Origin of the sequence: Janthinobacterium lyxosi (assembly GCF_051380665.1) — a bacterium.
GTDB lineage: Bacteria > Pseudomonadota > Gammaproteobacteria > Burkholderiales > Burkholderiaceae_D > Janthinobacterium.
On record NZ_JBNYXM010000027.1, the window covers coordinates 16,074 to 32,546 of the forward strand.

At 63.8% G+C, this 16,473-nt stretch carries 10 protein-coding genes and 1 pseudogene; 3 read left to right on the forward strand and 8 right to left on the reverse strand.

Translation table 11 applies throughout. The features are described 5' to 3' along the window. Window positions 1-12: 12 nt before the first annotated feature. From mutY to ACQ4WP_RS22685, 3 genes are read left to right on the forward strand one after another with little or no spacing between them, the layout of a single operon-like run. A complete protein-coding gene (gene mutY / locus ACQ4WP_RS22675) occupies window positions 13-1,188 on the forward strand; it encodes an A/G-specific adenine glycosylase (protein WP_436524613.1) in 1,176 nt (391 codons plus the stop codon). Between the two features lie 38 nt (window positions 1,189-1,226). Then, window positions 1,227-2,981, forward strand: a complete 1,755-nt coding sequence (locus tag ACQ4WP_RS22680) for a sensor histidine kinase (protein WP_436524615.1) — start codon at window positions 1,227-1,229, stop codon at window positions 2,979-2,981. Continuing rightward, on the forward strand, window positions 2,978-3,592 hold the full coding sequence (locus tag ACQ4WP_RS22685; protein WP_436524617.1) for a response regulator transcription factor: 615 nt from the start codon (window positions 2,978-2,980) through the stop codon (window positions 3,590-3,592). Before ACQ4WP_RS22680 ends, ACQ4WP_RS22685 begins: the two co-directional genes overlap by 4 nt. Here ACQ4WP_RS22685 and ACQ4WP_RS22690 read toward each other — a convergent pair. The 8 genes and pseudogenes from ACQ4WP_RS22690 to ACQ4WP_RS22725 form a co-directional block, all read right to left on the reverse strand. After that, complete coding sequence (locus tag ACQ4WP_RS22690) at window positions 3,589-6,810, reverse strand: molybdopterin dinucleotide binding domain-containing protein (protein ID WP_436524619.1); 3,222 nt, start codon at window positions 6,808-6,810, stop codon at window positions 3,589-3,591. The two genes, ACQ4WP_RS22685 and ACQ4WP_RS22690, sit on opposite strands and share 4 nt — an antisense overlap. 10 nt (window positions 6,811-6,820) lie before the next feature. Then, window positions 6,821-7,933, reverse strand: a complete 1,113-nt coding sequence (gene nrfD, locus ACQ4WP_RS22695) for an NrfD/PsrC family molybdoenzyme membrane anchor subunit (RefSeq protein ID WP_436524621.1) — start codon at window positions 7,931-7,933, stop codon at window positions 6,821-6,823. Between the two features lie 3 nt (window positions 7,934-7,936). Beyond that, the gene (dsrO, locus tag ACQ4WP_RS22700) at window positions 7,937-8,647 is read right to left on the reverse strand and encodes a sulfate reduction electron transfer complex DsrMKJOP subunit DsrO (RefSeq protein ID WP_436524623.1); all 711 of its coding nucleotides are present in this window, start codon (window positions 8,645-8,647) and stop codon (window positions 7,937-7,939) included. A gap of 142 nt (window positions 8,648-8,789) precedes the next feature. After that, complete coding sequence (locus ACQ4WP_RS22705; protein ID WP_436524625.1) at window positions 8,790-9,926, reverse strand: deoxyguanosinetriphosphate triphosphohydrolase; 1,137 nt, start codon at window positions 9,924-9,926, stop codon at window positions 8,790-8,792. Next, complete coding sequence (aroKB, locus tag ACQ4WP_RS22710) at window positions 9,923-11,548, reverse strand: bifunctional shikimate kinase/3-dehydroquinate synthase AroKB (RefSeq protein ID WP_436524670.1); 1,626 nt, start codon at window positions 11,546-11,548, stop codon at window positions 9,923-9,925. Before aroKB ends, ACQ4WP_RS22705 begins: the two co-directional genes overlap by 4 nt. A gap of 117 nt (window positions 11,549-11,665) precedes the next feature. Beyond that, window positions 11,666-13,891, reverse strand: a complete 2,226-nt coding sequence (locus ACQ4WP_RS22715) for an Ig-like domain-containing protein (RefSeq protein WP_436524627.1) — start codon at window positions 13,889-13,891, stop codon at window positions 11,666-11,668. 112 nt (window positions 13,892-14,003) lie between these two features. Continuing rightward, window positions 14,004-15,329: pseudogene (locus tag ACQ4WP_RS22720) on the reverse strand (type IV pilus secretin PilQ); the annotation flags it as partial. Between the two features lie 107 nt (window positions 15,330-15,436). Further along, on the reverse strand, window positions 15,437-16,471 hold the full coding sequence (locus tag ACQ4WP_RS22725; RefSeq protein ID WP_436524629.1) for a pilus assembly protein PilP: 1,035 nt from the start codon (window positions 16,469-16,471) through the stop codon (window positions 15,437-15,439). Window positions 16,472-16,473: the final 2 nt, after the last annotated feature.

The following is a 16,473-nucleotide window of genomic DNA, read 5'->3' on the forward strand; positions in this document are numbered from 1 at the left end:
CTGGAATCCTGCATGAAACGTCTGCTGCATCCGCTCTCGCCCGCCAAGGGCGCAGCTCAGTTTGAAAACGCGCTTGAAAATTATATCGACCCGACTTTTTCCGCCACCGTCATCGCCTGGCAAAAGCAGCATGGCCGCCATGCGCTGCCATGGCAAAACACGCGCGACGCCTACCTGATCTGGCTGTCCGAAATCATGCTGCAGCAAACGCAGGTGACGGCCGTGCTGGGCTATTACGCGCGCTTCCTCGAACGCTTCCCCACCCTGCGCGCCCTGGCAGCAGCCCCGGTGGAAGACGTGATGGCGCAGTGGAGCGGCCTTGGTTACTACACGCGGGCACGCAACCTGCACAAGTGCGCGCAGCGCGTGGTGGCCGAATACGACGGCGTCTTCCCCAGCGACCCGGCCCTGTTGGTCGAGCTGCCCGGCATCGGCCGCTCGACGGCCGCCGCCATCTCCGCGTTCTCCAGCGGCACCCGCGCGGCCATCATGGACGGCAACGTCAAGCGCGTCTTTGCACGCACCTTCGGCATCGATGCCTATCCGGGCGAAAAACGGGTCGAGGAAGCCATGTGGCGTCGCGCCGAAGCACTGCTGCCTGAATCGGGTATCGAAGCCTACACGCAGGGCCTGATGGACTTCGGCGCCACCCTATGCACGCGCAGCAGCCCCGATTGCGCCCGCTGCCCGCTGCAGCCGCGCTGCGTGGCTTACGCCACGGGCCGCACCAAGGATCTGCCGGTGCGCAAACCGAAGAAAACCAGCCCGGAAAAACACGCCGTCATGCTGGCCATCATCAGCGATGGCCAGGTGCTGCTGGAGCAGCGCCCGGGCTCGGGCATCTGGGGCGGCTTGCTGTCGCTGCCCGAACTCGATGGCCACGTGCTGGCCGGCGAGGACTGTCCGCGCGACATCGACCAGGATGCGCTGGCGCGCGCCGTGGCGCCGTTCGGCGCAATCGAGACGCAGGAACGGCTGCTGCCCATCGTGCACGTGTTTACCCACTACAAGCTGCACATCGTCCCCTGCCGCATCACCCTGGCACGCCGCCTGGCGCTGGCCGGGGAAGCGACGCACGTCTGGTATGACGGCGCGAAAATCGCCGACGCGCCGCTGCCCGCGCCCATCAAGAAACTGCTGCTGGACCTGTTCGGCGATGCGCGTTCGGCGCAGCGCAGCATGTTCTAGTGCGGCGTTTTTTACTGTTCGCGCTAACGGCGCTGTGTTTGCACGGCGTTCAAGCGGCTGACGAACTGCCAGAGGTACGCATCGGTGTACTGGCTTACAAGGGCGGCGATGCCGTGCAGCAGGACTGGTCATACGTGACGCGCCACCTGCAGGCCAGCATTCCCGGCATCCGCTTCGTGCTGGCCGACTACGACCAGGCGGGCCTGACGCGCGCCGTGCAGTCGCAAGCGGTCGCCTTTGCCATCACCAGCAGCGGCCACTACGTGGCGCTCGAACACAGCGATGGCGCCAGCCGCATCGCCACCCTGGAATCACCATGGGCGGATTCGCCGCGCCAGGCCATCGGCTCGGCCATCGTCGTGCGCAGCGCGTCGCCCCTGCATGACCTGGCCGACCTGGCGGGCAAGAACGTGATGGCAGTGGCGCCCGACGCGTTTGGCGGCTACCAGATCGCCGCGCGCGAACTGCTGGAAGCGGGCATCGATCCCACGCATGATTTTGCCAGCCTGCGCTACAGCGGCTTTCCCTCGCAGCAGATCATCGACGCCGTGCGTGCGGGGCACATGGATGCGGGCATCGTGCGCACCTGCCTGCTGGAACAGATGGTGGCGCGCGGCGAAGTGCGCGCCGAGGAACTGCGCGTGATCACCACGCGCCCGATTCCCGGTTTTCGCTGCGCCAGCTCGTCGCGGCTGTATCCGGACTGGCCCTTCGCGTCCTTGCGCCAGACACCGCCCGCACTGGCGAAAAAAGTGGCGCAGGCCTTGCTGTCCATGCCGCGTACCGATGAAGGCTATAGCTGGACGGTGCCCAGCGATTACCAGATCGTCGATGAGCTGTTCCGCGATTTGCGCATCGGCCCCTACGCCTATTTGAACAAGCTGACATTCGAGACGGCGCTGCGCCGCTACTGGGGCTGGATGCTGCTGGTTCTGGCCTTGCTGATCGCGTGGGCCGTACACACGGTGCGTGTGGAATATCTGGTCAGCCGGCGCACGGAGCAATTGCGCGCCGCCCAGCACCAGCAGCGCGCGCTGGAAGAACAGGCGCGCCAGCGCCAGGCCACGCTCGATCACACGGCGCGCCTGGCCATTCTGGGCGAGATGGCCAGCGCCATCGCACACGAATTGAACCAGCCGCTGGCGGCCATTGGCAATTTCGCGCGCGGCATGGCGCGCCGCATCACGGCGGGCCGGCTGGACGCGGCGCCCTTGCTCGACGGCGCGCAGGAAATCGCCACGCAAAGCGAACGCGCGGGTGCCATCATCCGTCACATCCGCGCGATGGCGCAAAAGCGTCCCGCGCACAGCACGGCCTTCGCCCTGGCCGACGCCGTGGAGCAAGCGGTATCGCTGTTCCGCGCGGCCCATCCGCAAGCCAACATCAGCTGGCGCCACGACGCCGCCAGCCCTGACGCGCGCGTGCTGGTCGACCCGCAGCAAGTGCAGCAGGTGCTGCTCAATTTGCTCAAGAATGCGCTCGATGCACAGGTGGAAAACGACAATCCGCAGCATGCCATCGGCGTGTTGCTGCACCGCGAAAACGGCGCCTGCACGGTGGCCGTGCGCGATGCAGGCTGCGGCCTGCAAGCGGCGCAGATGACGCGCCTGTTCGAACCTTTTTTTACCACCAAGGCCGAAGGCCTGGGACTGGGCATGTCGCTCAGCAAAAGCATCATCGAATCGTTCGGCGGCAGCCTGTCGGCGCATGTCAATGCCGATGCGCCGGGCTTGACGGTCTGGTTCCGCCTGCCCGAAGATACCGGTATAAAAGCAAACAAGGAAACACCATGAATGAAAGCGATGCGATTATCTTTGTCGTCGACGATGACGCCGCCATGCGCCGCTCGCTGGCCTATCTGTTCGATTCGGCCGGCTGGCAAGTGGAGACGTTCGAGTCGGCGCGCGATTTCCTGCTGCGCTACGAGGGCCATGCGCCCGGCTGTTTGCTGCTCGACGTGCGCATGCCCCTGATGAGCGGACTGGAGCTGCAACAGGAGCTGTCGCGCCACGCCATAGCACTGCCCGTGATTTTCCTCAGCGGCCACGGCGACCTGGCCATGGCCGTGCAGACGATGAAGGCAGGCGCCTGCGATTTTTTGGAAAAGCCGTGCAAGGACCAGGTATTGCTGGACGCCGTCACGCGGGCCGTGGCCCGCAGCGTGGAAGAAAGCCGCAACGCCGCCAGCACGAATACGGCGCAATCGGCGCTGGCCAGGCTCACCGCGCGCGAGCGCGAAGTAGCGCTGCTGATGGCCGAAGGCAAAGCCTCGAAAGTCATCGCCCGCGAGCTGGGCATCAGCGACAAGACGGTGCAGGTACACCGCCATAACACGATGGAAAAACTGGGCCTGCATTCAGCAGCCGAGGTGGCCCGGCTGCTGATGGCCAGCGGCGAGATTTAAGCCCGCACGATGCGCGCCGGCAGTCCCTGCCGCACCGACGTGCCCGAGACGGGATCGACAAACACGTTCTTGTCGCCGCGGCTCGGATCCGTCAGCCCCAGGTCGTTCAGGTTGATGCCCGCGCCGATGGCCGGTTCATCGGGCTGGCGCAGCTTGCCGATGCGATGGGCGCGCGCGCCATGCTCCTTGTGGCCGAAACCGTGTTCGATGGCAATTACGCCCCGCTGCACGCCATGGCGCAGCATCACGGTGGCCCTGGCCCTGCCACCCGGTGTTTCCAGAAAAATTTCATCGCCATTTTCCAGCTTCAACCGCGCCGCATCGTCAGGATGCACGGCGACGGGATTGTCCGGATGGATGCCGCGCAAGCGCCGCGCGCCGATGCTGTACGAGTTCTGCAGCGCCGATTTAAAACTGATCAATTCGAACGGCCATTCGCTGGCCGGGTAGGTTTTGCGCACGGGCGTGCCGTCGGCAAACGCCGCCACCCGCCAGGCGGGCGTACCGGGGAAACGCTTGCCGCTCAAGCTGTTCTTGCTCACGCCCAGGCCCTCGTTGTACAGCATCATCGGTTTCAGATAACGGTGCGTGGACCAATCCTGCGGATACGGCGTCTCATCGGCCACCGGGGCAGGCGCCACCGGCGCTTTGGGATTCGCGGGCGACGGCAGGCGCAGGCCGAACATCTCGCCGTAGCTCTGGTAGCGCCCTCCCCGTGCCAGCATGAAGGCCACCTTGCGCCACTCTTCCGGCTTCAAGGTGCGCTCCAGTTCGGAGCGAATGCGCGCCACGCCGGAAAGTTCGATATCGTCGTCGCTCGCCTCCGGCACGGCCGTCTTGCCCTGCCAGGCGATGTTGGCGCCGCCTCGCAGATACCAGTCTTCCGCGCGCAGCAAGGGGAAGCGCTGGCCATCCATGTCCTGCAAGGCGTCCGGGCCGAAGCCGGGCAAGGCCATCGTTTTGGCCAGCCCGATGAAGAACGATTCCATGCAAATGGTCTGGCCGTCCGGCGTTTTCTGCACGCGTGGCTCGACCACGGGCCAGCGCGCCGTGCTCATTTTGACGGGCATGCCGCCCCAGGCGCCGGCCCAGCCCCAGCTTTCATACAGCAAGGTATCGGGCAGCAGGTAATCGGCAAACGCCGAGCTTTCATTGATGAAGGGGTCGATGGCGACGATCAGGGGAATCTTCTTCGGATCGGCCAGCTCCTTGCCGATCTGCGCGCGCAATCCCGTGATGCCGTAGACGGGATTACAACTCCACAGTATCAGCGCCTTCAAGGTGTACGGGTAGCCATTCATGGCGCTGGTGAGCCATTCGGTCGCCAGCGCGGGCGCGTTCGGATACCAAGGCGCCCTGGCCGGATACGCCTTGCCCGCTTCCTTCTTCAGCCTGAATTCCGAGGTTTTTTCATATGCCACATTGCGCCCGATCGGCATGCCGGCCGCCTTGATCTCACCGTCGAAACTCTCGAGGTTATAGCGCGGACCGGGTCCCGCATCCTTGAAGCTGCCGCCATTGACCAGCGTGCCGCCCTTGCGGTTCAAATTGCCGATCAGGGTATTGAGCATGACCAGCGCATACGCGTTATAGAAACCGGCGCCCGACATCATGCCGCCATGCGCATTGACGGCCGCGCGCTTGCCATGGCTGGTGAGTTCCTGCGCCAGCCCTTCGATGATGTCGCGCGTGATGCCGCAGGCGCCTGCGTATTCATCCATGCTGTGGCGCTGCGCTTCTTCGTTCAACATCGTCATGGCCGTCTTCAGGTGCAGCGGTGCGCCTGCCACTTCCAGCGAACCGTCGAAGAACAGCCGTCCCTCGCCCTTGGCGGCGTTGTGCGGCACGATCGCTTGCGTGGCGGCGTCGATCACGCAAAATGCGTCGCCATCCTTGTAGCGCTCCTCTTCCGCCAGCTCCACCGCGCCGATGTCCGACGCGCGCAGGTAGCGGCCGTCGCGCGGATGGCCCTTTTCGTTGATGATCAGATGCGTGGCGTTGCACCAGGCGGCCTCGCCTGCCGCTTCCGCCACTTTCAGGTTCGGCTGCGCGAGGAAGTGGCGGTCATAGCGTTCCTGTTCGATGATCCAGCGTATCATCGCCATGGCCAGCGCGCCATCCGTGCCCGGCTTGATCGGTACCCAGCGGCTGCGGTCGCCCGCTGCCAGGCTGTCCGCATTCGTCAGCACCGGGTCGACGACGACGTAGCTGAAATCGCGCTTTCCCGAGCGGGCTTTCGCAATCAGCGTGCCCTGGCGCTTGAACGGATTGCCCGCATTGCCCGGCGCCGTGCCGACGAAGATGCAGAATTCCGTATTTTCCAGATCCACTTTCGCATGCGGCATTTTCTTCATGTCGCCGAACATGGCGCCCGAGCCGCTGCGGTAAGCGCCGCCGCAATACGAGCCGTGGTTGACCAGGTTCAAACTGCCGTACGACTGCTTGAAGAAGCGCGTACCGAACGCCAGGCGGCCATCGTCGGTGCTGCACATCAGGCCCACCTGATTGACTTGCGGGCCAAGTTCCGGCTGCGCCGGATCGATGGGCTTTTCCAGCTCGCGCAAGGCGCGCAAGCCCTGCACGTGGCCTTCGCCAAACAGGTCGCCGCCTTCCGTCACTTCCTTCACCAGCTGATCGAAGGCGATCGGTTCCCACTGACCGCCGCCGCGCGGTCCCACGCGCTTCATGGGCGCCAGCACGCGGAACGGCGACTCCATCTGCTCCAGCACGCCATTGCCGCGGCCGCAAGCGGTCGAGCGCCCTTTCAAGCCCTTTTCCTGGAAGCGCGAGAGCGACACAAAACTGTCGCGTATCGAGGTCTGGTACGGCAGCGCCGGGTCGGCCGACATGGGGCTGTACGGATTGCCCGCCACGCGCAGCACCTTGCCGCTTTTCTTGTCGAGGCGCACGCGCACACCGCAAAACGTGGTGCAGCCCATACACATGGTGTAGCTGACCTGCTGGTCCGGGTTGACCGTCAGCTTGCCCGTTGCCGTGTCGACGGAAAACTCGGGCGGCAGGGAGTTGCCGTGCAGTTTCTGCACAGGCTTGTCTTTACCCAGCGCGTGGTCGACCATGCGGCCGGCCGTGGTGGAAAAACTGGCGGCAAACGCGGCCAGACCGCCGCCGATGGCGCCGTAGCGCAGCAGCTTGCGGCGCTTTTCGTTTTCGTCTTCAGGGGCGCCGTTGTTTGCGTCGTTGTGTACTTGATCGTTCATCATTAACTCCTCAGTGCGTGGCCATGGCAGGACGGCTGCGTGTAGCGATCGCGCGTCCGGCCCATGGCAAAAATTCCAGCATCAGCAACAGCAGCGCGATCCACAGGCCGGCCGTGCCGATGATCCCCAGCAAGCCGTCGTTCCCCATCGGCAGGTGGTAGTCGTACAGGCCCGCGCCCGTCTTCGGGATCGTCTGGCCGCCGATGAAAATCGTCCAGCGCATCATCCAGGCGCTATGCAGCGCGATCAGGCCATTGACCAGGCCACTCGTGGCCGGGCGCCAGATGGCCAGGGCCATCGGCACGATAGCCGACAGCACGGCCCAGACAGCCGTGAACTGCCATTGCGGCATACCGGCCACCTGGGTAAAGGCCATGCTGTGGCTGGCGCTCACGCCAGAGAGACTCACGAACAACCAGCCGCCGCCCAAGGCCAGCACCAACGCCAGCGACAGGGCCAGTGCGCGGTTCAACGACACTTCCAGCGCCTTGTCGCGGCCTGGCAGGAAGCGGTTGAACAGCAGCGCCAGGCCAACGGCGCCTACAAAGGCCGTGGCGGCAAATTGCGCTGGCAGGAACGGTGTAAACCACAGGGGACGGGCACGCACCACCATCACTTCCATGCCCGTGTACAGGCCCACGACAAAGGCGGCGAGCAAGGTGAAGGCGGCGGCAAAGCGGATGGCCCGCAGGGAGGCGGCACCACCGCGCCCGGCCAGGCGGTACAGGAAGGCCAAACGGTCCTGGCCCTGACCCCGCGTGGCAAAATCGCTACGCAGCGCCAGCCACGCGTACAGCATCAAACAGCCCAGGTAAAGGGGAATGAAGAACGAGCCCCACGACATCCACGACTGCGGCTGGAAGTAAATATAAAAATGGTAGAAGCGGCCCGGCCCGTGCAGGTCGGCCAGCAGCGCCACAGGCGCCGTCATGCCGCAGACGAGAGATGCCAGCAGCGCGATGCGCCCCAGGCGCTCATACGCCTTGCGGCCGAAGACGAAGTACGGCAAGGTCAGCATGAAGCTGCCATAACTGAGGCCGATGAGGAAAAAATACTGCACCGCCCACGGCAGCCATGCCGCTTCGCGCGTGACGTTGAGAATTTCGGTGATGTGGCTGTCCATGGTTTATTTCCCGTGTTTGCTCGGTTGCCAAAGTGTCGCTTCGCCCTCGACGTGGCCGGCGAAGCGCGTGTCCAGTCCCAGGTAAAACACATGGGGCTGGGTACCCTGTTCGGGCTTGAGCACTTTCACCTTGTTCTCGGTGAGCAGCTGATGCACCATGCTTTCCGGGTCATTCAGGTCGCCGAAGATGCGCGCGCCGCCGACGCAGGTTTCCACGCAGGCCGGCAGCAGGCCTTCGTCGACCCGGTGCGCGCAGAACGTGCATTTGTCGGCCTTGCCCGTTTCGTGGTTGATGAAGCGCGCGTCGTACGGGCAGGCTTGCACGCAGTAGGCGCAGCCCACGCAGCGGTCGCCGTCGACGACGACGACGCCATCCTTGCGCTGGAAGGTGGCGCCCACGGGACAGACGGGAATGCAGGGGGGATTGGCGCAATGGTTGCACAGGCGCGGCAGCATGTAGGTGCCGCAGCGGTTCTCTTCCTTCACTTCATAGGTCGAGACGACGGTGCGGAAGCTGTTTTCCGGCACGGCGTTTTCCATGATGCAGGAGACCGTGCACGCCTGGCAGCCGATGCACTTGCGCACGTCGACCACCATCGCCCAACGCTGCCCGCCCTCGCCCTTCGTTGCAGCCTTGCTGGGCAGCGGCGCGATGGCCGCCCCGATGGTGACGGCTGGCAAGGCGCGCAAGAAACTGCGGCGCGATTCAATCATGACACTCTCCTTGACTATGGGCGGCAAGCCCTTGTTGACTTGCTGCCATGATAGAAAAGAAGGTGCTACGGGGCTATTGGGGTGATAGTGCGGGAGCCTAGATGATCATGCCGATTGACAGGACCGGCAATGCGGAGTAGGTCTACAACTCATCCAGAGAATACAGACGACGGTGCTCGCGGATCGCGTAGCGGTCCGTCATGCCGGCGATGTAGTCGGCGATCTTGCGTGCCTGCTGCGTAAGGTCGCCATCCTTGAGTTGATAGTCGGGCGGCAGCAGGGCCGGTTCGGCCATGAAGCTGTCATACAGTTCGCGCACGATGCGGCTCGCTTTGACGCGCATGCGGTTGACCTGGTAATGGCGGTACAGGTTGGCCCGCAAAAAGCGCTTCAGGTCCGTCGCATCGCGGCGCATGGCATCCGAAAAACGGATCAGCGGGGCACTGGCGCGCACTTCGCTGACGTCGCGCGGCGCCGCGTCAAGGATCAAGGCATTCGACGTGACGATCAAATCGTCAGCCAGGGCCGTGATCAGGCGACGCAAGGTCTCGTAGATGGCGCGCCGGCCCGACAAGCCGGGAAATGCCTGCTGCACATCGCGCCACAGGCGGCCGAAGAACTCCACCTCTTCCAGCTGGGCGATGGTGATCAGGCCGGAGCGCAGGCCGTCGTCGATATCGTGGCTGTTGTAGGCGATTTCATCGGCCAGGTTGGTCAGCTGCGCTTCCAGCGACGGTTGCGTGCGGTCGATGAAACGCTGGGCCACGGGACCCAGTTCGCGCGCATGCGCCAGCGAGCAGTGTTTCAAAATACCTTCGCGCGTCTCGAACATCAGGTTCAAGCCATCGAAGGCGCCGTAATGCTCTTCCAGCGTGTCGACCACGCGCAGGCTTTGCAGGTTGTGCTCGAAGCCGCCGTGCTCCCGCATGCACTCATTGAGCACGTCCTGGCCCACGTGGCCGAACGGCGTGTGACCCAGGTCATGCGCGAGCGCGATGGCTTCGACCAGGTCTTCGTTCAGGCGCAGATTGCGCGCGATGGAGCGTCCGACCTGCGCCACTTCCAGGCTGTGCGTCAGGCGCGTGCGGAACAGGTCTCCCTCGTGGTTGAGGAAAACCTGGGTCTTGTATTCGAGGCGGCGGAAGGCCGAGGAGTGGATGATGCGGTCGCGGTCGCGCTGAAACTGGCTGCGCGAGGCGTGCGGCGTCTCGGCAAAGCGACGTCCCTGCCCCTGTGCCGAATGGGCCGCATACGGGGCGAGGAAATCTTCGGGGGTCATGCTTGCTGTACTCCGGCGGCCAGCGTGGCCAGCACCAGTTCATGTGGCGCGGACGTGATGCACGGGCTGCCCAGCGGTTTGAGCAGGATGAACTTGATGGCGCCGCCCTCGTTCTTCTTGTCCACTTCCATCAGTTCCAGCCAGCGCTCGACACCGAGATCGGGAGCCTTGACGGGCAGACCGGCGGCGGCAACGAGCTTGCGCACGCGCTCCACGGCTGCCTGGTCGATATAGCCCATGCGGCACGACAGGTCGGCCGCCATCACCATGCCGCAACCGACGGCTTCGCCGTGCAGCCAGTGGCCGTAGCCCAGGCCCGCCTCGATGGCGTGGCCGAAGGTGTGGCCAAAGTTCAGGATGGCACGCAAGCCACCTTCGCGTTCGTCCTGGCGCACGACGTCGGCCTTGATTTCACACGAACGGGCAATCGCATACGCCAAAGTCCCCTTGTCGCGCGCCATCAGCTTGGCCATGTTCGCCTCGATCCAGTCGAAGAAAGCAGCATCGATGATGGCGCCATGCTTGATCACTTCGGCGAGACCGGCCGACAGCTCACGCGCCGGCAGGGTTTCCAGGGTGGAGGTGTCGGCGATCACGGCGCGCGGCTGGTAGAAGGCGCCGATCATGTTCTTGCCCAGCGGGTGGTTGATACCCGTCTTGCCGCCGACGGAGGAATCGACCTGCGCCAGCAAGGTGGTGGGCACCTGCACGAAGCCGATGCCGCGCATGTAGCTGGCAGCCGCATAGCCGGTCAGGTCGCCGATCACGCCGCCGCCCAGCGCCACCAGGGTGGTCTTGCGGTCGCATTTATTGGCCAGCAGCGCGTCGAAGATCTGCATCAGGCTGGCCCAGTTTTTATATTCTTCGCCGTCCGGCAGGACGATGCAGATCACTTCGCGGCCATCGCTGGCCAGCGCCGCCTGCAGGCGGCCCAGGTACAGGGGGGCGACGGTGGTATTGGTGACGATGGCCACCTTGTGGCCGCTGATATGGCGCAGCAGCGCATCGGCGTCGGCCAGCAGGCCGGGACCGATGGCGATCGGATAACTGCGTTCGTCGAGGTCTACGCTCAACAACATTTTGGATTGCTCGTTCATCGAAGGCTCTGCATGAATGACGCAGTTGGGCGAGGCCTCGCATTCGAGGCTGGCCAGCTGCATCAGGATGGTCTGAACCATCGATTGTACGTTAGGACGGCCCGTGTCGATCACAATGTCGGCCACTTCCATGTAATGGGGCTCGCGCTGTGACGTCAATTCTTCCAGCTTGCGGCGCGGGTCGGCCGTCTGCAGCAGGGGGCGGTTCTTGTCGTGGCTGGTGCGCGCCAGGATGTTGCTGACGCTGGCGCGCAGATACACGACCGTGCCCCGCTCCTTCAGGTAGGCGCGGCTGTCGGCATTGAGGATGGCGCCGCCGCCGGTGGCCATGACGATGCCTTCCTGGGCGCTCAGGTCGCGGATGACCTCGGCCTCGCGCCGGCGAAAGCTGGCCTCGCCCTCGATTTCAAAGATCCACGGGATGGTCGCTCCCGTGCGTGCCTCGATTTCGTGGTCAGAATCGACAAAGCGCAAGCCCAGCTTGCGGGCCAGGATGCGCCCGATCGTGGTTTTGCCTGCGCCCATGAGGCCGACAAGGAAAATATTACTGTTGGAAATTTCAGACACTTTTTATATCATTCAGAAAATAAACGGACACCACACGCAGTCTGCCTCCTGCGCAGACCGCCCGTTACCCTCGCGTCAAGGACAAGAGAATGCCAGTTTAAACGGATAACTGGTGGTATTGCCCAGCGGCGTAGTTACCGTCACATTAAACGTGCTGATCAACGGAACCGTGCAACTGGTCGGCGTCAGGCTGTTAATTGTAACGGCATGCCAGCTTCCCTGGTTACCCTGAATGTTGCCTCCACTGCGGTCATCGACGCCTGAGGCATTGTGCGGGAAGATATTTTGCACACTGGTGGGCGATATCGTGGCAGCGCCGTTAACCAGATTAGTAATCGACACCGTGCTGCCGGAAGGCATGGGATTCTGGCGCAAATCGCTGATACGCACGCTGAATTGACGTACATCTGCAGCCTTCACAGTGCCAAGATCATAGGCGCTTCCATCGAGCCTGACGCTATTTGCTCCATCGAGCAATGTGACATTATCGGCATGGCTGCCGCTCAGGAAAATAGCCGTTCTAACAAATAGCGGCTTGCTGCCGTCGGTCGTGCTCGCACAAATCAACGCCAAGCCTGGCCACGGTTTGTCTGCCGTACCGCCATTGCTGACATCATTGCAAGGCGTGATGGGTGGATTGCTTGCCGTACGCGGCTCCTGGCTGCGGAAGTCCACCGAACAACCGCCATTGGCGGTGATGCAACCGCCCATGCTGGACGATCCAATGGCACCCAGGCTGCTCTGGAATGCGACGGGTGTACCGTCAGGAACAGGATTACCCGCCTGGTCGGCCAGCAAAACCGTGACGGTGGTAGCCGGTGCGGTTACAGAACTGTCATACGACCAGCCTTCCACATTCGACTTGCCCACGCTAATCGAGAATCCCGATTGCACGGGCTTGCCGGTCGTGACGAGGATGGAGTCGGAATACGTATACATCAAGGACTTCAATGTCGCCTTCACGCGGAACGTGGTCGGTGTCGTACCGGAATTGACCGTGGTGATGACTTCGCCGTTGGCATCGGTCGTGTCCGTCAATTTATTGAGGGTCACGGCAGCCCCGTCGTCCAGCGAGAACGTGACGTCCTGGCCGGCAAGCGGTTTGTTAAAGGTATCGAACACGCGGAAAGTCAGCGTTGCCGTTTCCGTCCGCAGCAAGCCGCCCTGCCCTTTTATCACGATGGACTTGCCTGCTGGGCTCACGGCTGACAACTGTATCGACGCTGGCGCAGGAACGCCGACCATCAGGGTGGAGTGTATGGCGCCATTACTGCCAACCACGCTGGCATTAATCATATCGGCGCTGCCGCAACCAAGATCGCGATATACCGCCGTTGCCTTGCCGTTTCTTGCAGCGACCTCCGTTGCCACGCTGGCCTTGCCTGCCAGAATGCAGGGCGAGCTGAATTGGACAGTCACGCCAGCCCCAAAATATGGGGTGCCGTCAGTCACGCTATCGCCAGACATGATATCGACCGACATGGTCGTGGAGCCGTAAGCAGCGATACCACTGGGCAAGAATGTCAAGTTCGACGCAAACAATGCAGTTGCCCCCAGCACATAGGTGGCCTGGCTGTTGGCGGTGGCGCCGTTGGTGGTGCTGGTGGCCCGCAAAGTAGCCGCGCCACTGGCGAGCAGACTGACTGGCCGCAAGATGACGCTGGCCGTGCCACTGTCGTCGGTCAGCGCCGTGCCCGTCGATGACGATAGCAGTGCCAAAGCGTTGTCAGTAGAAAACAGGACCAGCGCACCACTAATCGGTTTGCCACTCAGATCGGTGACTACGGCCTTGGCCGTGAGCGGGGTTGCGCTCGACAGCGCGTTACTGGCGCTGTCTCCATTGAGCAGCGATAACGTCATTTTTACGCCCGATGCCTGCGCCGTCTTGATTGCATAGCTCGCGTCGCCGCTTATCGTGGCGGTGCCCGCCGCGACAGTGGCCGTCAGCTTGCCCGCACCCGCGACCGTCGCATTCAAGGCCGAGACGGTGATGCTGGCATAGCCCTTGGCGTCGGTCAGCGCCGTGCCGTTGGTCGATGACAACGTTACCAACGCGGTGTCGGCCGAAAACGTGACCACGGCATTGCTGATAGGAACGCCATTTTTATCGTTGACGAGCGCTTTGGCCGTCAGCGGAGTCGTGCTGCTCAACGCATTGCTGGGCAGACCAGCAGCGTCAAACAGGCTGACCGTGACCGTCGCGGCCACACCACCGGTCGTGCCGCCACTGCTGCCGCCATCAATGGTCGGATCACCACCACCGCCGCCACAGGCAGCCAGCAAGGTGCCCAGCGCCAGCAAGACCAGCCAAGCCGATACCCGACTCCAATAAGTGTTGCCCCAAGATACATTCCGCATAGTCGCCATCAGTCTGCTTTCGTTTGCATTGTTACTTAAACGTAAAGATGTGACATTAACGTGTTGCTGGCCGATCTGCCACTATTTTCGGCGTAATAAACACCATCAGTTCCGTTTTTTCTTGACTGCGGCCCGTGCTGCGGAAAAAAAAACCGAGCACGGGGATGTCGCCCAGCAGCGGCACCTTGCTGTCCGTGCCCCGTTCGGACTGCTGATAAATGCCGCCCAACACCACCGTGCCGCCGTCTTCCACCATCACTTGCGTGCGCACATGCTTGGTGTCGATGGCAAACCCGGAACGCGTTTCCTGGCCCACGCTATCCTTGTTGACGTCCACTTCCAGCACCACGTTGCCGTCCGGCGTGATCTGCGGCGTGACCTCCAGGCGCAGGTTAGCCTTGCGGAACGTGATCGACGTGGCACCGCTACTGGTGGCCACCTGGTACGGCAGTTCGATGCCCTGCTCGATCAGCGCCAGCACCTTGTCGGCCGTTACCACGCGGGGGCTGGATATGATCTTGCCCTTGCCGTCCGCTTCCAGCGCGGACAATTCCAGGTTCAGAAAGCGGTTGGCGGCCGCCGAGAACAGGCTTAGGGCGAAGCTGGCCGGCTGCAAACCATTGATGCTGGCGGCCGGCAAGTTGACGAATTGCGTGTTCGGCACGAAGGCGCCGGCGCCGGCCACCGTTTGCCCCGTCGCCTCGCCCACACCCTGGTAGCTGCCGCCGATGGCCGCGCGGCGCCCGCTGCCGCCCAGGGAAAAACCGGGCACCTGGCCCTGTGCCAGGCGCTGGTCCGTAAAACCCAGGCGCGCGCCCAGGTTGCGGCTGAAACTGTCGTTCGCTTCGACGATGCGCGCCTCGATCATCACTTGCCGCGTTGGAATATCCGTCTTGGCGATCAGCTGGCGGATCTGCTCCAGGCGCGCCGGCACGTCGGTCACGAACAGCTGATTCGTGCGCGGCTCGATCAGCACGCTGCCACGGCGCGACAGCAACCGGCTGCGCCCCTCGCCCGCGTCCAGGCCGAACACGCTGCGGAACGCTTCCGCCTTCTGGTAGTTGAGCTGGAAGATGGCCGACTGCAAGGGTTCCAGTTCCGCGATCTGCGCGCGCTGCTCCAGTTCCAGTTTTTCGCGCGCCAGCATTTCCTCGCGCGGCGCGATCCACAGCACGTTGCCATTGCGCCGCATGTCCAGGCCCTTGGCCTGCAGCAGCACGTCGAGCGCCTGGTCCCACGGCAAGTCGCGCAGGCGCAGGGTCAGGTTGCCCGCCACGCTGTCGCTGGCGATGATGTTTTGCCCCGACGCATCGGCCAGGATGTGCAGGGCCGCGCGCACGCCCACGTTCTGGAAATCGACGGAGATTTTCTCGCCGGCATAGAGGCGCGGCGCCGTCACCTGCACCACTGCCTCATCTCCGGCCAGGGCGGCGCCGTGCAGCAAGGTCCAATATATCGAGCACATCGAGCACATCCACACAGACGGCTTCATGGCGCAGCCTCCGGCACGCCGGCTTTGGCGTCACCCGTTTTTTGCAGGGACAGGCTGCCGTGCCGTTCGCGCCACCCGCCTCCCGCGTCCGGCAGCAACTCTTTGTACTGCAGCGCCTGTTCGCTGATCCGCGTGACCTGGCCGTGGTCTGGGCCCAGATACTGGCCCACCGCCACCCGGTACACACGCTGGCCCGCCAGCAGCAGCGCGCTCAGGCGCCCGGCCTGTTGCACGCTACCGACCATGCTGATGGCCGGCAGCGCCACGCTTTCCAGCGCTTCGCGCACACGCCGCGGGTCGGGCCCCGCCACGCTGCCACGTTGACCCGGCGCGCTGGCGGGCGGCAATGCATTAAAAGGATCGGCCAAGGCGGCGGCTTCGTAGGAAGGGGGCGCGACAGCGGCAAGCGGGCGCCATGCCGGTGTGGCTGCAGGTGTGCCTGCCTTGGGCGACAAAGCCGCTTGCGCCGCCCGTTCCCCCGCGTCGGGCAAGCGATACGCCTGCAGCACGGCATCGAGCGTCAGCAGGCGATCCTTGCCGAGGGTCAAGGCCAGCTCATGCACCGTGACGATGCGCGGCAAGCGCGCCAGGTCCGCCAGCAGCGCGCCCATGGCGTGATATCCGCCGCGCAACTGTATGGCGATCGGCAAGGCGACATACTGCGCTTGCGGCCGGGCCGCCCCCGGCTTGAACAGCGAAAATTGCAGACCGCGCGACTGGCCTGCGGCGTTGATGTCCGTCAACAATACCGCCATCGCTTGCTGGTCGGGCAACTGCTGTTCCAGAAGGGCCAACTCGGCGCCAGCCTGGCGCTGCTGCGCACGCCACTGCGGCAACAGGCTCGCCCTGGCCTGCGCCGACAGATACGCGGCGCGCAAGCGGCCTTCTTCCCCTTGCGCCGCCTGCACGGCAGCCATCATGCCATCCAGCCAGGCGGCGTGCAGCAGGGCGGCCACCAGCATGCCAGACAGGGCAGCGCAAGCGAGGCGCACCGGTAGCGGCCACAGCGACGCGGTCTTCAAGCTCAGCATGA